Annotated in this window: 15 protein-coding genes and 1 pseudogene; 5 read left to right on the top strand and 11 right to left on the bottom strand. The window is 67.6% G+C overall.

Going from position 1 to position 19,117, the window contains the following annotated elements:
- Positions 1 to 31: 31 nt before the first annotated feature.
- The 4 genes from VF643_RS05275 to VF643_RS05260 form a co-directional block, all read right to left on the bottom strand.
- Entirely contained in the window at positions 32 to 661 is a 630-nt protein-coding gene (locus VF643_RS05275) for an endonuclease domain-containing protein (RefSeq protein WP_331042326.1), read from the bottom strand.
- Positions 658 to 2,133: a Fe-S cluster assembly protein SufB gene (gene sufB / locus VF643_RS05270; RefSeq protein ID WP_331042325.1), complete on the bottom strand. Its 1,476-nt coding sequence runs from the start codon at positions 2,131 to 2,133 to the stop codon at positions 658 to 660. The genes VF643_RS05275 and sufB overlap by 4 nt, the downstream gene beginning before the upstream one ends.
- Before the next feature lie 169 nt (positions 2,134 to 2,302).
- Complete coding sequence (locus tag VF643_RS05265) at positions 2,303 to 2,716, bottom strand: Rrf2 family transcriptional regulator (protein ID WP_331042324.1); 414 nt, start codon at positions 2,714 to 2,716, stop codon at positions 2,303 to 2,305.
- A gap of 124 nt (positions 2,717 to 2,840) precedes the next feature.
- The gene (locus VF643_RS05260) at positions 2,841 to 3,695 is read right to left on the bottom strand and encodes an AraC family transcriptional regulator (RefSeq protein WP_331042323.1); all 855 of its coding nucleotides are present in this window, start codon (positions 3,693 to 3,695) and stop codon (positions 2,841 to 2,843) included.
- A gap of 332 nt (positions 3,696 to 4,027) precedes the next feature.
- Here VF643_RS05260 and VF643_RS05255 point away from each other — a divergent pair, with 332 nt between their 5' ends.
- Genes VF643_RS05255 through VF643_RS05245 form a run of 3 tightly spaced genes read left to right on the top strand, consistent with a single transcriptional unit; the run spans position 4,028 to position 8,671 of the window.
- Positions 4,028 to 5,083, top strand: a complete 1,056-nt coding sequence (locus VF643_RS05255; RefSeq protein WP_331042322.1) for a quinone-dependent dihydroorotate dehydrogenase — start codon at positions 4,028 to 4,030, stop codon at positions 5,081 to 5,083.
- A 40-nt stretch (positions 5,084 to 5,123) separates the two neighbouring features.
- Complete coding sequence (locus VF643_RS05250) at positions 5,124 to 6,848, top strand: gamma-glutamyltransferase family protein (RefSeq protein ID WP_414713804.1); 1,725 nt, start codon at positions 5,124 to 5,126, stop codon at positions 6,846 to 6,848.
- 41 nt (positions 6,849 to 6,889) lie between these two features.
- Complete coding sequence (locus VF643_RS05245; RefSeq protein WP_331042321.1) at positions 6,890 to 8,671, top strand: long-chain fatty acid--CoA ligase; 1,782 nt, start codon at positions 6,890 to 6,892, stop codon at positions 8,669 to 8,671.
- A 15-nt stretch (positions 8,672 to 8,686) separates the two neighbouring features.
- On the opposite strand, the pseudogene mmsB reads toward VF643_RS05245, so the two are convergent.
- From mmsB to VF643_RS05210, 7 genes and pseudogenes are all read right to left on the bottom strand, one after another.
- A pseudogene (mmsB, locus tag VF643_RS05240) lies at positions 8,687 to 9,580 on the bottom strand (3-hydroxyisobutyrate dehydrogenase); the annotation flags it as partial.
- A complete protein-coding gene (locus VF643_RS05235; RefSeq protein ID WP_331042320.1) occupies positions 9,573 to 10,349 on the bottom strand; it encodes an enoyl-CoA hydratase in 777 nt (258 codons plus the stop codon). The pseudogene mmsB and the gene VF643_RS05235, both read right to left, overlap by 8 nt.
- 10 nt (positions 10,350 to 10,359) lie before the next feature.
- A complete protein-coding gene (locus VF643_RS05230; protein ID WP_331042319.1) occupies positions 10,360 to 11,427 on the bottom strand; it encodes an enoyl-CoA hydratase/isomerase family protein in 1,068 nt (355 codons plus the stop codon).
- A gap of 151 nt (positions 11,428 to 11,578) precedes the next feature.
- Positions 11,579 to 12,733 (bottom strand): acyl-CoA dehydrogenase family protein, encoded by a 1,155-nt coding sequence (locus tag VF643_RS05225; protein WP_331042318.1) that lies wholly within the window; start codon positions 12,731 to 12,733, stop codon positions 11,579 to 11,581.
- Positions 12,734 to 12,796: 63 nt separating this feature from the next.
- Entirely contained in the window at positions 12,797 to 13,072 is a 276-nt protein-coding gene (locus VF643_RS05220) for a hypothetical protein (protein WP_331042317.1), read from the bottom strand.
- Between the two features lie 54 nt (positions 13,073 to 13,126).
- Positions 13,127 to 13,519, bottom strand: coding sequence for a hypothetical protein (locus VF643_RS05215; protein WP_331042316.1), 393 nt, complete (start codon positions 13,517 to 13,519; stop codon positions 13,127 to 13,129).
- A gap of 4 nt (positions 13,520 to 13,523) precedes the next feature.
- Positions 13,524 to 15,068 (bottom strand): CoA-acylating methylmalonate-semialdehyde dehydrogenase, encoded by a 1,545-nt coding sequence (locus VF643_RS05210; protein ID WP_331042315.1) that lies wholly within the window; start codon positions 15,066 to 15,068, stop codon positions 13,524 to 13,526.
- 139 nt (positions 15,069 to 15,207) lie between these two features.
- Here VF643_RS05210 and VF643_RS05205 point away from each other — a divergent pair, with 139 nt between their 5' ends.
- Both VF643_RS05205 and VF643_RS05200 read left to right on the top strand, forming a co-directional pair.
- Positions 15,208 to 16,521 (top strand): dicarboxylate/amino acid:cation symporter, encoded by a 1,314-nt coding sequence (locus VF643_RS05205; RefSeq protein ID WP_331042314.1) that lies wholly within the window; start codon positions 15,208 to 15,210, stop codon positions 16,519 to 16,521.
- Complete coding sequence (locus VF643_RS05200; protein ID WP_331042313.1) at positions 16,514 to 18,979, top strand: TIM-barrel domain-containing protein; 2,466 nt, start codon at positions 16,514 to 16,516, stop codon at positions 18,977 to 18,979. The genes VF643_RS05205 and VF643_RS05200 overlap by 8 nt, the downstream gene beginning before the upstream one ends.
- The last annotated feature ends 138 nt before the right edge of the window (positions 18,980 to 19,117 follow it).

Below are 19,117 nucleotides of genomic sequence, written 5' to 3'. Positions count from 1 at the left end.
CGGGAGGAATGGAAGCGGGCGGCGGGGTTCATCACTCCACGCTCCCCTCAAGCGAAATGCCCAGCAACTTACGCGCTTCGACCTTCTCTAGCCCCTCCCCTTCAGGAGTGCCGGGTGAACCGCGCCCCGCGCGGTTCAGGTCAGGCCGGGGGCCTGACCGACCCGGCACTGGGTTGGGGTGGGGCGTTTCAGCAGGCTGTGTCGCGCGTGGCGAGGCCCCACCCCCAGCCCCTCCCCTGAAGGGGAGGGGAGCGGTAAGGGCCGCCAGCACATGCTCGTACACACCTGCCAGGTTGCTCATCACTTCGGCGTTCGTCACCCGCACGGTGCGATAACCCTGTCTCGACAACACGTGGTCGCGGAGGCGGTCCTTGGCTTGGTCATGCGTGTCGCCGTCGACCTCGACAATCAGCTTTGCCGAAGGGCAGAGGAAATCGGCGATGTACGGCGGGATCACCGCCTGCCGGCGAAACTTGAAGCCTGCCAACTGCGAGTTGGACAGGATGCGCCAGACGCGCTTTTCCGGGTCGGTGGGGTTGCGGCGCATTGCGCTCGCGCGGGCGTGCAACTCGGCGATCGTATTCGCGGAGAGGCCCCACCCCCGACCCCTCCCCTGAAGGGGAGGGGAGTCGACACGGCGATCGGTGTCCTGGGGGGTCATCCGACAGAACCCTCAAGCGAAATCCCCAGCAGTTTCTGCGCCTCAACCGCGAATTCCATCGGCAGTTGCTGCAACACCTCGCGCGCGAAGCCGTTGACGATCAGCGCGACCGCAGCCTCCGAATCGAGGCCGCGCGACATGGCGTAGAACATCTGGTCCTCGCTGATCTTCGAGGTCGTCGCCTCATGCTCGATCTGCGCCGACGGGTTCCTGATCTCGATATAGGGGATGGTGTGCGCGCCGCACTGGTCGCCGAGCAGGAGCGAATCGCACTGGGTGAAGTTGCGCACGCCCTCCGCCGTCGGCGCGACGCGGACGAGGCCGCGGTAGGTGTTGTCCGAGCGGCCGGCGGAAATGCCCTTCGACACGATCGTCGATTTCGTGTTCTTGCCGAGGTGAATCATCTTGGTGCCGGTGTCGGCCTGCTGGCGGTTGTTCGTCACCGCGACCGAATAGAATTCGCCGACCGAGCCGTCGCCCGCCAGCACGCAGGACGGGTATTTCCAGGTGATCGCGCTTCCCGTTTCGACCTGGGTCCAGCTTACCTTGCTGTTGCGCCCCTGACACAAAGCGCGCTTGGTGACGAAATTGTAGATGCCGCCAAGGCCGTTCTCGTCGCCAGGATACCAGTTCTGCACGGTGCTGTACTTGATCTCGGCATCGTCCATCGCGACGAGTTCGACGACGGCGGCGTGCAACTGGTTCTCGTCGCGCATCGGCGCGGTGCAGCCTTCGAGATAGGATACATAGGAACCCTTGTCGGCGACGATCAGCGTGCGTTCGAACTGGCCGGTGTTCTCGGCGTTGATGCGGAAATAGGTGCTGAGTTCCATCGGGCAGCGGACGCCCTCCGGAATGTAGACAAAGGTGCCGTCGGAAAAGACCGCGCTGTTCAGCGTCGCGAAGTAATTGTCGCGTTGCGGCACGACCTTGCCCAGCCATTTGCGCACCAGGTCGGGATATTCCTTGATGGCTTCGCTGATCGAGCGGAAGATGACGCCGGCCGCTTCCAGCTCTTTCCGAAACGTGGTGGCGACGCTGACGCTGTCGAACACCGCATCCACCGCGACGCGGCGCTGCGGCGTCGTGCCGTCGTCGACGTTCGCCAGCATCTTCTGCTCGCCGATCGGGATGCCGAGCTTCTCGTAGACGCGCAGGATCTCGGGATCGACCTCGTCCAGGCTGCCGAGCTTGGGCTTGGCCTTTGGCTCGGCGTAATAATAAGCGTCCTGATAATCTATCGGGGGCACGTTCATCTTGGCCCAGTCCGGCGCCTCCATCGTCTGCCACAAGGCGAACGCCTTCAGCCGCCAGTCGAGCATCCACTGCGGCTCGCCCTTCTTGGCGGAGATGTAGCGGACGGTGTCCTCGTTCAGCCCTTTCGGCGCGAATTCCTGCTCGATGTCCGAGCTGAAACCCCATTCGTAGGTCTTGGCGACCGCGGCATAGGCTTCGGCGTTCTTGGTAGCCATCAGATGTGTCCCGCCGCGTAGCGGCCTGTAAAAGAAAGATTTCGTTCACGCGGAGGCGCGGAGACGCGGAGGAGAAAAGAGAATGCGGGCGCTTCGCGCGAAGAGGATGTCCGGCAGCCCGGCACAAGCCACCTCCGCGCCTCCGCGCCTCCGCGTGAACACATCGTCTTCACACCCGCACCCCCGCCAATTGGGTAAGCGGTACCGCGGCGAGCGCGCTGCGGACAGCGCCGTTGGCTTCGCCCCAGTGCGGCTTGACCGCGCAATGGCCATCGAGCGCGCAATCGTGGCGGGTTTCATCGACGCACGCGGTGAGCGCGATAGGCCCTTCGACCGCCTCGATCACGTCGGCCAGGCTGATCGCCGACGGCGGACGCGCCAGGCGGAAACCGCCGCCGGCGCCGCGCGCGCTCTCCAGCAGACCGGCGGCCGCAAGGCGGCTGACCAGTTTCTGCGCGGTGGGGAGAGGCACGCCCGTCTCCTCCGATAGCTGCGTCGCGTTCAGACGCGCCACACCGCCGCAGTGGCGCGCGGCGGCGGTCATCATCACGACGGCATAGTCGGCCAGGCTGGACAGGCGCATTGTTGCGAGCAATTCTCAAATCGGATCAATCCGATCCGATTGGTAGATGGCCGCTCGGCATTGGAAAATCAACCGTGAAATGGTGCCTCGCGGTACTCGGGAAAGAGCGGTTGCCCGGCGAGTCTCAGGTATTGCTGATGATCGGCGCCACCCGCCCCTCCAGCGCGCGACGCTGTGCGATCGTCAGTCGGGCGAGTTCGCCGGGGGCATCGCGGATGCGGCGCGGGGTGAGCCCGGTGAATTGCTTGATCTCGCGGATCATGTGGCTTTGATCGTAGAAGCCGTCGGAGGCGCAGCGTCCCCCCTCGCCCTGCCCTTCGGCCAGCACGACCGCTGCGCGCAGGGCGCGATATTTACGCGCCAGCACCTTGGGCGGTGCGCCGTAGAGCGCATTGCAGCGGCGCTCCACCTGCCGGCGCGACAGGCCGGTCTGCGCGACCAGCGCCTCGATCTCCGGCGATGCTCCATCGACCAGCCACGCATCGACCGTCCGCACGAAACCCAAGGTGGCGGCATGGCCGTGTCCGATAAGCGCACCCAGCCGCTGCTCCGCGATCGCCGCCATCTCCTCCGCGGTCGCGCACGGATCGAGTGCAGCCGCGATGTCGGCGGCGACCAGCCCCAGGCGGTCGGCGGCGTCGATCACCTGGTTCAGGGCGGCGTGCGCGTCGATACCGGTCAGCGCCTCCCATCCCGCCGGCGTAAGGCCCATGCCGAACACCCGAAGCGGCCCATCGGCACGGGTGTGCACCGCACCGCTAGTGGCGCCGACGAAGTGATTCGCCGCCGCCGCGACGCGACGGCCATCGGCAAAGCGATACTCGGCCGCACCCGCCGACAGACGAAAGCGCAACTGGGCGTGGTCGGCGCGCTCGACATCCTCGAATTCCGCAACATCGGCGCGAAAAAGGTAGAACAGCGTCACATAGGGCGCGAGTGCGGCTCCCGGCACGACATAATCCAGCGCTACGTCGGCCATGATGATGCACCCCCAATGCCCGAGGACAATTAGCATCCGGGGGGCGCAAAGCACAGATATGTGGGCGCCAAGGTAAGGAAACGACACGCAAAGACGGGCCGGACGATCGCTCGCCCGGCCCCGAGTTGAACGGCCGTCCCTCAAAGGGGCGCCCGCTCTGGGTCGCGATACGGTTCAAGCATGAACGAGCCCGTGCGTATTGCATGGAAGCGACGTCTTTGAGTCTGTTTGGAAACGCGCTGTGGCGCGTTTCGCGGTGCCAGCGAACTCGCTCGTTCGCGAGTTCCAGACAGTTCTTTGACCTGGAGGCGCCGCAATGCCATGGCGCGGCGATGGCTGAGCTGTTGTCTACGATCGTCCGATCGCCGCTGTTCGCACTGGATGCCGAACGCGCCCACGCGCTGACGATCGCGGCGCTGGCCGGCTGGGCGCGCGCGGGCACGCCGCTGGCGCGCGATTGCGGCGTGTCGCCGCGACTGGCGAGCCGGGTCGCAGGACTGGATTTCCCCAATCCGATCGGGCTGGCCGCGGGCGTCGACAAGGACGGCCGCGCGATCGGCGGCCTGTTCGCGCTTGGGTTCGGCTCGGTCGAAATCGGGACGCTGACGCCCTTGCCGCAGGCGGGCAATCCGCGCCCGCGCCTGTTCCGGCTGGTGGAGGACCGTGCGGTGGTCAACCGCATGGGATTCAACAACGGCGGTATCGCAGCGGCGCTCAAGCGGGTTGCGGCGCTCGGTAGGCGAGCAGGGATGCTCGGCATCAACGTCGGCGCGAACAAGGACACCGCCGATCGCGTCGCCGACTATGTGGCGGGAGTCTCCGCGGCGGCACCGCATGCGGATTATGTGACGATCAACATCAGCTCGCCCAACACGCCGGGGCTGCGCGATCTCCAGCATGGCACCGCGCTCGCCGAATTGCTGGCGGCGTGCATGGCCGCACGCGCGACGACGCCACTGTTCCTGAAGGTCGCCCCCGATCTGGACCGGGCGGCGGTGGACGCGATCGCGCGCGCCGCGATCGAGGCGCGCGTGGAGGCGCTGGTGGTCGGCAACACGACGCTGAGCCGCGAGGGGCTGCGCTCCGCCAAGGCGTCGGAAAGCGGCGGCATGTCGGGGGAACCGCTGGCGACGATGGCACGCGCGCGGCTGGCCGATTTCCGCAGCGCGACCGGCGGCGCGATCCCGCTGATCGCGGTGGGCGGCATCGCGAGCGGGGCGGAAGCCTATACGCGCATCCGCGCCGGGGCGAGCCTGGTGCAGCTCTATACCGGGCTGGTCTATGAGGGGCCTGGCCTGACGATGCGGATGCTGCGCGACCTCGATGCGCTGCTGTCGCGCGACGGCTTCGCCAGTGTCGCCGACGCGGTGGGGGTTGCCGGAGGCTGACGCTTGCGCCGGGCCGACCAGCCGTTACGGTCACCAACCCATGAACAGACTGATTTTCGCGCTTCTCGCCCTGGCGCTTCCCGCCGTCGCTCCGGCCAAGGCGCCAGCGCCGCAGGGGATGGTGAGCGCTGCGGATCGGCGCGCGGCGGCGGCGGGGGTGGAGATGCTGCGCGCCGGCGGCAGCGCGACCGATGCGGCGATCGCGACGATGCTGGCGCTCAACGTGGTCGAGCCGCAGAGTTCGGGGATCGGCGGCGGCAGTTTCTGGGTGAGCCACGCCGCCCGGGGCAGGCTGACGACGATCGACGCGCGCGAGGCGGCACCCGCCGCGGCCGACGCGCGCTGGTTCTATGCCGCGGACGGCACGCCGATGACGACGCGTCAGGCGGCGCCGGGCGGACGCAGCGTCGGCGTGCCGGGCGCGCTGCGCGGCATGGCGCTGGCGCACCGGCAATCGGGCAAGCTGCCTTGGGCGCGGCTGTTCGCACCCGCGATCCGGCTGGCGCGCGACGGGTTCCAGGCGACGCCGCGGCTGGTGAACGGCATGGCATCCTATGGGGGCCATGTGACCGCGGAGACGCGCGCGCTGTACAGCGATGCCGAGGGCAGGCCGATCGCGATCGGCGCGACGATCCGCAATCCGGCACAGGCCGCGTTGCTGGAGCGGATCGCGGCGCAGGGCGCCGATTCCTTCTACGTCGGCCCGCAGGCGGCGAAGATCGTCGCGACGGTGAACGGCGCCGCGCGCAATCCTTCGCGGATGACCACCGGCGACCTCGCCACCTATGACGCCAAGCCGCGCCCGCCGGTGTGCCTGACATACCGCGCGCACCGCGTGTGCGGCATGGGGCCGCCGTCTTCGGGGGGCGTCACCGTGCTGATGATCCTCAAACAGCTCGAACGTTTCGACATGGCGGCGCTCGGCAAGGATTCGCCCGTCGCCTGGCATCTGTTTGCCGAAGCCTCCCGCCTCGCCTATGCCGATCGCGATCTCTATGTCGGTGATCCCGATTACGTGCGCGTGCCGGTGCGCGGGTTGCTCGACGCGCGGTATCTGAAGGGGCGATCGGCGCTGATCTCGCCCGAGCGGACGATGTCGAGCATTGCGGCGGGCATGCCGCCCGGTGCACCGGAGCGCGCCCGCGCGACGGTCAGCGAGACGCCGGGAACGACCGATCTGGTCGCGGTCGACGCCAGGGGCAACGTCGTCGAGGTGACGACGACGGTCGAGGGCTATTTCGGATCGGGCCTGACCGTCGACGGGACGGTGCTGAATAACGAACTGACCGATTTCGACATCGTGCCCGAGCGGAACGGCGAACTGGTCGCCAATCGGGTGGAGGGCGGCAAGCGGCCGCGCAGTTCGATGGCGCCGACGATCGTCTATGGTCCCGACGGCAAGGTGCGCCTGGCGCTGGGCGCGGCGGGGGGTTCGACGATCATCGCGCAGGTCGCCAAGGCGGTGATCGGCGTGGTCGACTGGAAGCTGAGTGCGCAGGATGCCATCGCGCTGGGCCTCCTCTACGCACCCGGCCGGGTTGCGGCGGCGGAGAAGGGCACGACAATCGAGGCGATGGTTCCCGCGCTCGAAGCGCTGGGGGAGACGGTGCGGGTCGCGCCGCTGGGGCTGAAGGCCAATGCGATCGAGCGCGTGGATGGGCGCTGGATCGGTGCCGCCGATCCGCGCAGTGAGGGCGTGACGATCGCCGAGGACGGGACGGTCGCCGAACCCATGCGGGTGGCGTCGCAGCGCGCGCCGGAATAGACGGGGGCACCGCGCGAAGACGCAAGCGGGTGGAGAGACGGATGCGCAGGCTAGAACATTTTCCCAATCTGGTCGCGATGTTCCTGACGCGCGCCCGCGAACAGGGCGACGCGCCGTTCCTCTGGCGCAAGCAGGACGGGGCATGGGTCTCGATCAGCTGGGCCGAGGCGGCGCGGCAGATCGCAGCACTTGCGGCCGGGTTGCGCGCGATCGGGCTGAACCGCGGCGACCGGGTGATGCTGGTTGCCGAGAACCGCCCCGAATGGTGCATCTCCGACCTCGCCATCATGGCCGCGGGATGCGTGACCGTACCGACCTACACCACCAACACCGAGCGCGACCATGCGCACATCATCGAGAATTCGGGCGCGCGCGCGGTGATCGTGTCGACGCAAAAGCTCGCCACCACGCTGATGCCCGCGGTGTTGAAGTCGATCCATGCGCAGCACGTCATCGGCATCGACGCGATGCGACTGGGCCAGTCCGGAATCGCGTGCCACGACTGGCACGATCTGATCGCGCGGCATCCCACGCCGACCGACGCGGTCACCGCCGATTTCGCGCGCGAAGACCTGGCGTGCATCATCTACACCAGCGGCACCGGCGGTTCCCCGCGCGGGGTGATGCAGCATCACGGCGCGATCCTGCACAATTGCGCGGGCTGTACCGCGGTCATCTCGGACGATTTCGGCTGGGGCGACGACGTGCTGCTGTCGTTCCTGCCGCTGAGCCACGCATATGAACACACCGGCGGACAGTTCTTCGCGATCGGGCTGGGCGCGCAAATCTATTATGCCGAGAGCCTCGACAAGCTGGCCGCCAATATCGAGGAGGTACGCCCGACCGTGATGTTCGTCGTGCCGCGGCTGTTCGAGGTGCTGCGGACGCGGATCACGAAGGCGATCCTGAAACAGGGCGGCGCCTCCGCCTGGCTGCTCGCGCGCGCGCTGGAGGTGGGCAAGCGCGAATATGAAGGCCGGTTGCGGCTGATCGACCGGCCCGTGCAGGCGCTGGTCGCGACCGTGTTCAAGCCCAAGAGCGCCAGGAAATTCGGCGGGCGGCTGAAGGCGATGGTATCGGGCGGCGCGCCTCTGAACGCCGAGGTCGGGCTGTTCTTCCATTCGCTCGGGCTGACGTTCCTGCAAGGCTATGGCCAGACCGAGGCGGGGCCGGTGATCTCCTGCAACCGTCCCTCGGCTGGCATCCGCATGGACTCGGTCGGTCCGCCGCTGATCGACACCGAGGTCAGGATCGCCGAGGACGGCGAAATTCTGGTGCGCGGCGAGCTGGTGATGCACGGCTATTGGCGCAACGAGGCGGAGACCGCCAAGGTGTTGCAGGATGGCTGGCTGCACACCGGCGACATCGGCGAGATCGACCGGGCGGGACGGATCACCATCACCGATCGCAAGAAAGACCTCATCATCAACGACAAGGGCGAGAATGTCGCCCCGCAGAAGGTGGAGGGGATGCTCACCCTCCAGCCCGAGATCGTCCAGGCGATGATCGCGGGCGACCGGCGGCCGCACATGGTCGCGCTGATCGTGCCCGATCCCGACTGGACGCAGGAATGGTGCGCGGAGAACGGCGACGCCTGCAACTTCGCCCGGCTGGCGGAAAACAGCGCCTATCGCACCGCCATCGGCGCGGCGATCGAGCGGGTGAACAAGGACTTGTCGGTCACCGAACGCATCCGCCGCTTCATCCTGGCCGACGCGCCGTTCACGATCGAGAACGAACAGCTGACGCCGAGCCTGAAGATCCGGCGGCACGTAATCCGGCAGGCGTATGGCGAACGGTTGGATGCGCTGTACGGGGGATAGCTGCCGCTAGAGCGGTCAACGGCGCTGTTTGAGGAACGGCAGCATGGCCGAAAAGTCGCTGCTTCCCTCCCCCGCTTCAGCGAGCGCCTCGTACATGTCTCGTGCGCGCGATCCCATCGGCACCGAGGCACCCGCATCGTCGGCCGCCGCGACCGCCAGGCGCAAGTCCTTCAGCATCAGCGCGGTGGCGAAGCCGCCCTGGTAGTCGTTGTCGGCGGGGGTCGTGGGGCCGACGCCGGGGACAGGGCAATAGCTGGTCATCGACCAGCTCTGACCCGAACTGACGCCGGCGATGTCGTAGAAGGCCTGCGCGTCCAGCCCGAGCTTCTCGGCGAGCGCAAAGGCTTCGCACGTCGCCACCATCGTCGCGCCGAGGATCATGTTGTTGCAGATCTTGGCCGCTTGTCCTGCGCCGCTGCTGCCGGCGTGGATCACCGCCTTGCCCATTGCGGCGAGGTACGGCTGTGCCCGGTCGAAGGCCTCGGCGCTGCCGCCGACCATGAAGGTGAGCGTACCCGCGTTCGCCGCGGCGATGCCCCCCGAAACGGGTGCGTCGACCGCAGCAAGGCCCCGGCCCTGCGCGGCTTGGGCGAGGTCGCGCGCGGTGGCGACGTCGATGGTCGAACAGTCGATCAGGATCGCAGACGGCGGCGCGGCGGCGAAGACGCTGTCGGCATAGACCTGAGCGACATGCGCGCCTGCCGGGAGCATCGTGATGACGGCCTCTGCGCCATCCGCGGCCTCCGCTGCGCTGGCCACGGGCAGGCACCCCGCGGCCTGCGCCCTGGCGAGCGCGTCCGCCGACAAGTCGAAGGCACGGACGTCATGCCCCGCCTTCGCCAGGTTCGCCGCCATGCCGCCGCCCATGTTGCCCAGCCCGATGAAGCCGATCCGTGCCATGCTATTTCCCCGTCCAGACGCCGGCGCGCTTCTCGACGAACGCCGCCATGCCCTCGCTCTGGTCCGCCGTCCCGAACAGGCCGTGGAACAGCCGGCGTTCGAACTGCACGCCCATCGCCAGCGTGGTCTCGAAGGCGGCGTTGACCATTTCCTTATTTGCGATCACCGCCAGCGGCGCCATGCCTGCGATCGTCGCGGCGGTCTTCAGCGCGTCCTCGATCAGCGCGTCGGCGGGAACGATGCGCGCGACGAGGCCGGCGCGCTCGGCTTCCTCTGCGTCGATCATGCGGCCGGTGAGGCACATCTCCATCGCCTTGGCCTTGCCGACCGCGCGCGCCAGGCGCTGCGATCCGCCCATGCCGGGGGAAACCGCCAGCTTGATCTCGGGCTGGCCGAATTTCGCGGTGTCGGCGGCCAGGATGAAGTCGCACATCATCGCCAGTTCGCAACCGCCGCCCAGCGCATAGCCCGCGACCGCGGCGATGACCGGCTTGCGGGTGGCGGTGAACCGATCCCAGCCGGCGAAGAAATCGCGGCCGTACATGTCGGCGAAGCCTTGGCGCTCCATCTCCTTGATGTCCGCACCCGCTGCGAACGCCTTCGCGCTGCCGGTGATGACCGCGCAGCGCTGCGCCGGATCGGCGTCATAGGCCGCCATCGCGGCAAGGAGATCGGCCAGCAGCTGCGCATTCAACGCGTTCAGCGCCTGAGGGCGGTTCAGCGTGACCAGTGTAACGGCATCGCGCCGTTCGACGAGGACGGTATCATATTCTGCCATTCGGGTTCCTTTAAGGGGCGGGCGTCCATTCCTCGCCGATGTCCAGCGCGGCGAAGATGCGGTCGATCATGTGATCGGTCACGCCTTCTGGCGTCGCGGGGTTCCAGCGCGGCGCATTGTCCTTGTCGACGATGACAGCGCGCACCCCCTCGCCGAAATCGTGGCGCTGGACGACGCGCGCCGCCACCGCATATTCGTGCGCCATCTCGTCCTCGAACGTCGCCATCGCGGCGCCGCCGCGCAGCAGCTTGAGGCTGACCTTCATGGCCTGCGGCGAGCGCGTCCGCAGCGTCGCCAGCGTCTCGGCCGCGAAGGCGCCATCATCCGCCTCGAGCGCGGCGAGCACCTCCTCCAACACGTCGGAAGCGAACAGCCGGTCGATCGCGGCGCGATGGTCCAGGATCGCGGCACGGCCGGGATTGGCGGATGCCGCGGCCAGAATGCCGTCGAGCGCGTGGACATCGGCGGTGATGTCGCGCTTGACCGCCTCCACCAAGCCAGCGGGGATGAAATGCGTGGCAAGGCCCAGCGCCAGACATTCCGCGCCGTCGAGCCGCGCCCCGGTGAGCGCGAGATACCGGCCAAAGCGTCCCGGCAACCGCGACAGATACCAGCCGCCGCCGACATCGGGGAACAGCCCGATCGCGGTTTCCGGCATCGCGAATTTGGTGTTTTCGGTCGCGATGCGATGATCGCACGGCATCGCCAGCCCGACGCCCCCGCCCATCGTCACCCCGTCCATGAACGCGATCCGCGGTTTCGCATAAGCGAACAGCCGGTGGTTCATGCGATATTCCTCGTGGAAGAACGCCCGCGCCTCAACACCATCGGCGGCACCCGACGCGGCCAGCATGCGGATGTCACCGCCCGCGCAGAAACCGCGCGCGCCTTTGGGATCGCCATCCGGCGCGGGCGCGTGGTCGATCATCACCGCTTCCACCGCCGGATCGTTGCGCCAGGCCCCGAGTGCGTCGAGTACCGCGGTGCACATCGGGTGGGTGAGCGCGTGGAGTGCCCTGGGCCGGTTCAGGCGGATGCGCCCGACATGGCCTTCGACGAAGGCAAGGACGTCGCTCATAACTCCTCCCCGGCTCGGCGAGGGGGACCGCGACGCGCAGCGGCATGGTGGAGGGGGTTCTCCGCAGCGGGTGTCGCTCGTGGACAACCCCCTCCACCAGCCTGTGGCTGGTCCCCCTCCCCGCAAGCGGGGAGGATCTGAAAATGTCCGGTCATTGCCGCACCAGATCGCGGCCGACGATCATGCGCATCACCTGATTGGTCCCCTCCAGGATCGAATGGACGCGCAGGTCGCGCCAGAATCGCTCGATCGGATAATCCATCAGATAGCCATAGCCGCCGTGGAGTTGCAGCGCACGGTCGACGACGCTCGATCCCATATCCGTCGCCAGCCGCTTGGCCATGGCCGCGAAGCGGGTCTTGTCGGGCGCGTTGGCGGTCACCTTCGCCGCGGCGACGTAGAGCAGAGCGCGCGCCGCCTCCAGTTCGGTCGCCATGTCGGCGAGGGTGAACTGGGTGTTCTGGAAGTCCGCGATCGGGGTGCCGAACTGCTTGCGATCCTTGGTATAGCGTACCGCCTCGTCCAGGCAGCGCTGCGCCCCGCCCAGCGAGCAGGCGCCGATGTTCAGGCGTCCACCGTCCAGCCCCATCATCGCGATGCGGAACCCCTCACCCAACCCGCCGACCAGATTTTCGCCCGGCACGCGAACGCCGTCGAAGATCACCTGGGCGGTCGGTTGCGAATGCCAGCCGAGCTTGCGTTCGTTTGCGCCGAACGACACGCCCGGCATGTCCTTTTCGATCACCAGCGCGGAGATGCCCTTTGGCCCTTCCTCTCCGGTGCGGACCATCGTGACATAGACCTCGTTCTCGCCCGCGCCGCTGATGAATTGCTTGGAGCCGGTGACGATCCAGTCGTCGCCATCCCTGACCGCGCACGTCTTGAGCGCGGCGGCATCCGAGCCGGAGCCGGGTTCGGTCAGGCAATAGCTGGCGAGCCGGTCCATCGTGACGAGGTCGGGGAGGTATTTGGCCTTTACGGCGGCGCTGCCGAAGCGGTCGATCATCCACGACGCCATGTTGTGGATCGAGATGAAGGCGCTGGTCGAAGGACAGCCGTAAGCCATCGCCTCCATGATGAGCGCCGCCTCCAGCCGCCCGAGGTTTATCCCGCCGCTCTCCTCGCTGACGTAGATCGCCGCGAAGCCAAGTTCGGCCGCGGCCTTGATCGTGTCGCGCGGAAAGATGTGCTTCTCGTCCCATTCCCCCGCATGCGGGGTGATGCGATCCGCGGTGAAGCGCCGCGCAAGCTCCTGGATCTCGCGCTGGTCGTCGGTGAGGTCGAATTGCGGAGTGAGGTCGGTCATGCCGATCCGCTAATCACGCGGACAGCGGATCATCAAGCGGGAAGGCGCGTGTGCGTGCGCGAATTATCTGCAGGCGATCAGCGCGCCGGGGATGGCAATCGTCGCCACTACCCAACCCGCCATAATTGCGCGGTAAACGACAGCCGTTCGCCGTTCGGTGTTGCGGAGTTTGCCGAGAAGCCGCACTTCAGTCTGACTTATGGCTTCGTGTAGCCCCGTGCCACGTCGGTCCTGAACCATCGCGCCAAGCACATTCGCGAGTTCTGCGGCGATCTGACGCGTCATTCCTGCCGTTTCCATCCGGCGGACGAAAGACTGGGAGTCGAAATGGTGGGTCACGCGTCCTGATTACCCGAAGACCGACGCGCTGTCACGAGGAGCAAGGCGGCAGCTTCATCCCGCATCGCCAGCCTTGTCGGCCAGCCAAGCCTCGGCCTCGTCCATCGCCATAAAGACACGAACGCCGCCACCGGTCAGCGTCCGCTCCGCCTGGAGCTTGTTCATCCGGCTGCCCACGACGATCGCGAAGCGCCCGCGGCGCATGCGGCCGCCGGCCCGGTCGATCTCCCCCAGCGCGTTGCTGACCGCGTTGGTCTGCACCGGAAAGTCGCGGGAATCGCAAAGTCCGTCGTAACGCTGCGGCGGCGGGCCCAGGTGCTTCGTCGCCTCGTACATCGCTCGGGCCAATTCCGCCACGTCCGCCATCGTCCAAAGCCCGCGCATCGTCCACCGCAACAACCGCGTGCGGCGATCGAACGACACGGCAAATTTCGGCAACTCGCTCACGGACTTACCCCATTGTTGGAATGACGAAAGCGTCGTTGTTTCTGGCCGGGCCGCCGTCTTCGGCCTGCGCGGGCAGAACCGATCCGTCGGGCCAACGCTGCGTCACCGTCTTGACCTTGGTCCAGAAGCGAACGCCCTCCATGCCATGCTGGTTGGTGTCGCCGAACCCCGATCGCTTCCACCCGCCGAAGCTGTGGTACGCGACCGGCACCGGGATCGGCACGTTGATCCCGACCATGCCGACGTTCACGCGCGCGGCGAATTCGCGCGCGGCATGGCCGTTGCGGGTGAAGATCGCGACGCCGTTGCCATATTGGTGCTCGCTCGGCAGGCGCACCGCGGTTTCGAAATCGGCGGCGCGCACGATCTGGAGAACAGGGCCGAAGATCTCTTCCTTATAGGCCGACATGTCCGTCGTGACATGATCGAACAGCGTCGGGCCGATGAAGAAGCCCTGCTCATGCCCCTGCAACGTGAAGCCCCGGCCATCGACCACAAGCTCGGCGCCCTCGTCCACACCGGTCTGGATCCAATTCTCCACGCGCGCCTTGTGCGCGGCGTTGACCACCGGGCCGTAATGCGCGTCGGCATCGGTCGAGACGCCGACCCGCAATGCGGCGATCGCGGGGATCAGTTTCTCGCGCAGCGCCAACGCGGTCTTGTCGCCGACCGGCACCACCACCGGCAGCGCCATGCAGCGCTCGCCCGCGGATCCGAACGCCGCGCCCGAAAGGTCGGCGACGACCTGGTCGAGATCGGCGTCGGGCATGACGATGCCGTGGTTCTTGGCGCCGCCCATCGCCTGCACGCGTTTTCCGGCCGCGACGCCGCGCTTATAGACGTAATGCGCGATGTCGCTGGAGCCGACGAAGCTGACCGCCGAGATCGCGGGATGATCCAGGATCGCGTCGACCATCTCCTTGTCGCCGTGGACGACCTGGAGGATGCCCTCGGGCAACCCAGCCTCCTGGAACAGCTCGGCCAGGCGCACGGGCACCGACGGATCGCGTTCCGAGGGTTTCAGGATGAAAGCATTGCCGGTGGCGATCGCGACGCCGCTCATCCACAACGGGATCATCGCGGGAAAGTTGAACGGCGTGATGCCCGCGCCGATGCCCAGCGGCTGGCGCATCGAATAGACGTCGATCCCAGGCCCTGCGCCTTGGGTATATTCGCCTTTGAGGATGTGGGGAATGCCGCAGGCGAATTCGATCACCTCCAGCCCGCGCTGGATGTCACCCTTTGAATCCGCGACGACCTTGCCGTGCTCGCTGCTCAGCAGGCGGGCGAGGTCGTCCAGATTTGCCTCGACCAGTTCCTTGAAGCGGAACATCACGCGTGCGCGGCGCTGCGGATTGGTCGCCGCCCACGCCGGTTGCGCGGCCTGCGCCGCCGCTACCGCGCGGTCCAGGTCGGCTTGCGTGCCCAGCGTCACCCGCGCCTGCACCTGCCCGCTGTTGGGATCGTACACGTCGCCCTGACGGCCTGCCCCACCGCCGCCGCCGCTGCCGCCGCCGCTGCCGGCGATGACATGGTCGATGATCCGCATCTCTCTCTCCTGTTTGCCCGGACCCGTGCCGCCGCGGCGCCGGCACCGCAAGAGGCAAACGCACCACGCCGCCATTGCGCCGCGCGCGCCACGCGCTAGGCTAAGACAAGGTTCAACGGTTTGCGCGAACGGAGAGACGATGCACCCCGCCCCGGCGCCGGCCGAACCCGCCAGGAAGGGCGGTCTGCTGTCGCACCTTTACGTGCAAGTGCTGATCGCGATCGTCGCGGGCGCGCTGATCGGGCATTTCCTGCCCGCGACGGGCGAAGCGCTCAAGCCGCTGGGCGACGGCTTCATCAAATTGGTCAAGATGATTATCGCGCCGGTGATCTTCCTCACCGTGGTCACCGGCATCGCGGGGATGACCGAGATGCGCGCGGTGGGCCGGGTCGCGGCCAAGGCGTTCGCCTATTTCCTGACCTTCTCGACACTGGCGCTGTTCGTCGGGCTGGTGGTCGCCAACGTCGTGCGGCCGGGGGCGGGCATGCACATCGCGCCCGCGACGCTCGATGCCGCAGGAATCGCGGATTATGCGGCCAAGGCGCACGAAACCTCACTGACCGGATTCCTGCTGGGCATCATCCCTGATACCTTTCTGAGCAGCTTCACCGACGGCAATATCCTGCAAGTGCTGTTCGTGGCGATCCTGTTCGGCATCGCGCTGGCGCTGGTCGGCAAGCCCGCGGCGCCGGTGCTCGATCTGCTGGAGCGGGTCGGCACGGTAATATTCCGGCTGGTCGGCATCCTGATGCGCGCGGCGCCGATCGGCGCGTTCGGGGCAATCGCCTTCACCATCGGCAAATATGGCGCGGGCACGCTGGTCGATCTCGGCAAGCTCGTCGCCACCTTCTATCTCACGTCGCTGCTGTTCGTCTTCGGCATCCTGGGCGCGGTGGCGTGGGCGAACGGCTTCTCGATCGTCAAGCTGGTGCGCTATCTGAAGGCCGAGTTGCTGCTCGTGCTCGGCACGTCGTCGTCGGAAGCCGCGCTGCCGTCGCTGATCGAGAAGATGGAAGCCGCCGGATGCGAGAAATCGGTCGTCGGGCTGGTCGTGCCGACCGGCTATTCGTTCAACCTCGACGGCACGAATATCTACATGACCCTGGCCGCGCTCTTCATCGCGCAGGCGTGCGACGTCGACCTGTCGCTGGGCGAGCAACTGACCCTGCTGGCAGTGGCGATGCTGTCGTCCAAGGGGGCGGCGGGGGTGACGGGCGCAGGGTTCATCACGCTGGCGGCGACGCTGTCGATCGTGCCGTCGGTGCCGCTGGCGGGGATGACGCTGATCCTGGGCGTCGACCGGTTCATGAGCGAGTGCCGCAGCCTCACCAACTTCATCGGCAATGCAGTGGCGACGATCGTCGTCGCGCGCTGGGAAGGCGCGCTCGACCGCGAGTCGCTGGACGCGGCCTTGTCGGGCAAGACACCAACGAAGGACATCGTGCATGCGTAATCTGCGACCTCTTGCGGCGGCATGGCTCCTGGCGACCGCGCTCTCGGGCACGGCTTGGGCGCAGGTCGCGACCGTGCCGATCGCGGGCGGCATCGAGGTCCGCCGGGGTGCGGACAAGGCCATGCGCGTCGAAGCGCTCGCCGACGGCATCCTGCGGGTGCGTATCGCGCGCGGCAGCGCGTTCGACGAGGATGCGTCCTGGGCGGTGCTGCCCGAGACGCGGCGCCGGCACGCGAAGGTGGCGGCGACCGCGGACGGCTTCCGTACGGCGTCAATGCAGGTCGCGATCGACCCCGCGACCGGCGCGCTCACCGTGCGCGACGCCGGCGGCGCGACGATCACCGCGGATGCGGGGCGCGGCGTGGCTATCGACGGCCGCGCGTTCACGCTCGCCAAGCGGATCGGCGCGGACGAGCGCGTCTATGGTCTGGGCGACAAGACCGGCGGGCTGGACCGGCGTGGCGGCGATTTCGTCGACTGGAACACCGACGTCGGCCGCTTCACCTCGTCCACCGACCCGCTCTACAAGTCGATCCCCTTCCTCATCTCCACGGGCGGTGCGGGCGGCGCCTACGGGCTGTTCCTCGACAACACCTGGCGCGCGCGGTTCGACATCGGCAAGACCGATCCGGAGCGGCTGACGATGGGCGCGCCCGACGGGCCGATCGACTATTATGTGATTGCCGGGCCGACCATCGCCGACGTCACCCGCCGCTATGCCGCGCTGACCGGCAAGGCACCACTCGCGCCGCTGTGGGCGCTGGGCTATCAGCAGTCGCGCTACAGCTACATGACGCAAGCCGAAGTCGGCGACGTTACCCAGCGCCTCGCCCGCGAGCAGATTCCGACCGACGTCATCTGGCTCGACATCGACTTCCAGGACCGCAACCGGCCCTTCACCGTCGATACCACGGCTTTCCCCGATCTTGCGGGCATGGTCCGCGGCCTGCGCGCCAAGGGCGTGCGCACCGTCGTCATAACCGACCTCCACATCGCGCAGGCGTCCGACGGCTACGCCCCCTTCGCATCGGGGACCGCCGGGGACCATTTCGTCCGCGATGCGGCGGGGCAGACTGTGGTGGGGCCGGTGTGGCCGGGCACGTCGGTCTTCCCCGAATTTACCGCCGCCAAGTCACGCGCATGGTGGGGTTCGCTCTATAGGAACTTCGCAGCGGCAGGCGTCGCTGGCTTTTGGAACGACATGAACGAACCCGCGCTGTTCGTGCCGTCGAAGACCATGGCCCCCGACGCGCGTCACCGGATCGCCGGCGACGACTTCGGCCCCCGCACCGCGACGCACGCCGAAATCCACAACGTCTATGGCATGCTCAACACTCGGGCGACGTACGAAGGGCTGCTGAAGCTGAAGCCCGACGAACGGCCGTTCGTGATGACCCGTGCGAGCTATGCGGGGGGCCAGCGCTATGCGGTGACGTGGACCGGCGACAACAGCTCGACCTGGGATCATCTCAAGATGTCGGTCCACCAGCTCCTCAATCTGGGATTGTCGGGTTTTTCCTATGCCGCGGCCGATGTTGGCGGATTCACCGGCGGCGCCTCGCCCGATCTGCTCACCCGCTGGTATCAGATCGGCGCCTTCACGCCGGTATTTCGCAACCACGCCGCCAAGGGCGCGCCGCGCGCCGAGCCCTGGGCAGACGGCCCCGAGCACCTGGCGCTGCGCCGCGCGGCGATCGCCGAACGCTACCGGCTAATGCCCTATCTCTATGCGCTGGCGGATCGCAATGCGCGAACCGGCGATCCGATCATGCGCCCGGTGTTCTACGATCATTCCGCGCTCACCCGCGCCGGTTGCGATCAGTCGATGGCGTTCGCGCTCGGCCGCGACCTGATCGTCGCGCCTGCGCCCACGCCCGAGAGTCCGCAGGCCTATGACGTCTGCCTGCCGGAAGCCGGCTGGTACGATTATTGGACCGGCCTGCAGGTCGTTCAGAAGCCGGTGGAGCCGGCCGCGCCCTCCCCCTTCCCGCCAGCCGCCCCCGATGTCCGGACCGTCGAAACGCCGGCGATCGCGCGGCTGCCGGTGTTCGTCCGTCCCGGCGCGATCATCCCGCGCCAGCCTCTGGTGATGAACACTGCGGAGATGCCGCAGGGTGCGCTGGAACTGCACGTCTATCCGGGTGCGGATTGCAGCGGCACGCTGTATGCCGACGACGGCACGACCTTGGCCCACACCCGCGGCGCGTATCTGCGCCGCGCGGTGCGCTGTGCGACGGACTCCGAAGGCATCACGGTGACGCTGGACGCCGCGCAGGGGCGGTTCAAGCCGTGGTGGCGCGAGATCGCGATCGTCGTTCACGACTGGGCGGCGGGTGATGCGAGCGTGCGGCGCGGCGGCACCACGCTGCCCGCGGTCACCGATGCGCGCGCGCGGACCGCGACCGTGCGGCTGGCGTATCGTGCGACCGCGACGACGGTGCGCTTCTCCCGGCGATAGAGTATGATGAAATGAGCCTGACCCACGCCGTTCGTCCTGAGTAGCCATCGAGTAGCTGCGCAGCAGCGTGTCGAGAGGGCGTATCGAAGGACAGGTGGCTCGCGTACCAACGGTGCTTCGATACGAGTCCTCGATACG

It is taken from the genome of Sphingomonas sp. (assembly GCF_036387595.1).
GTDB lineage: Bacteria > Pseudomonadota > Alphaproteobacteria > Sphingomonadales > Sphingomonadaceae > Sphingomonas.
This window is presented reverse-complemented; position numbering and strand designations above follow the sequence as displayed.

What these genes read in the sequence shown, in the direction of transcription:
- VF643_RS05275 (WP_331042326.1), bottom strand. Translation starts at nt 661, where the DNA reads ATGACCCCCCAGGACACCGATCGCCGTGTCGACTCCCCTCCCCTTCAG.
- sufB (WP_331042325.1), bottom strand. Translation starts at nt 2,133, where the DNA reads ATGGCTACCAAGAACGCCGAAGCCTATGCCGCGGTCGCCAAGACCTAC.
- VF643_RS05265 (WP_331042324.1), bottom strand. Translation starts at nt 2,716, where the DNA reads ATGCGCCTGTCCAGCCTGGCCGACTATGCCGTCGTGATGATGACCGCC.
- VF643_RS05260 (WP_331042323.1), bottom strand. Translation starts at nt 3,695, where the DNA reads ATGGCCGACGTAGCGCTGGATTATGTCGTGCCGGGAGCCGCACTCGCG.
- VF643_RS05255 (WP_331042322.1), top strand. Translation starts at nt 4,028, where the DNA reads ATGGCTGAGCTGTTGTCTACGATCGTCCGATCGCCGCTGTTCGCACTG.
- VF643_RS05250 (WP_414713804.1), top strand. Translation starts at nt 5,124, where the DNA reads ATGAACAGACTGATTTTCGCGCTTCTCGCCCTGGCGCTTCCCGCCGTC.
- VF643_RS05245 (WP_331042321.1), top strand. Translation starts at nt 6,890, where the DNA reads ATGCGCAGGCTAGAACATTTTCCCAATCTGGTCGCGATGTTCCTGACG.
- VF643_RS05235 (WP_331042320.1), bottom strand. Translation starts at nt 10,349, where the DNA reads ATGGCAGAATATGATACCGTCCTCGTCGAACGGCGCGATGCCGTTACA.
- VF643_RS05230 (WP_331042319.1), bottom strand. Translation starts at nt 11,427, where the DNA reads ATGAGCGACGTCCTTGCCTTCGTCGAAGGCCATGTCGGGCGCATCCGC.
- VF643_RS05225 (WP_331042318.1), bottom strand. Translation starts at nt 12,733, where the DNA reads ATGACCGACCTCACTCCGCAATTCGACCTCACCGACGACCAGCGCGAG.
- VF643_RS05210 (WP_331042315.1), bottom strand. Translation starts at nt 15,068, where the DNA reads ATGCGGATCATCGACCATGTCATCGCCGGCAGCGGCGGCGGCAGCGGC.
- VF643_RS05205 (WP_331042314.1), top strand. Translation starts at nt 15,208, where the DNA reads ATGCACCCCGCCCCGGCGCCGGCCGAACCCGCCAGGAAGGGCGGTCTG.
- VF643_RS05200 (WP_331042313.1), top strand. Translation starts at nt 16,514, where the DNA reads ATGCGTAATCTGCGACCTCTTGCGGCGGCATGGCTCCTGGCGACCGCG.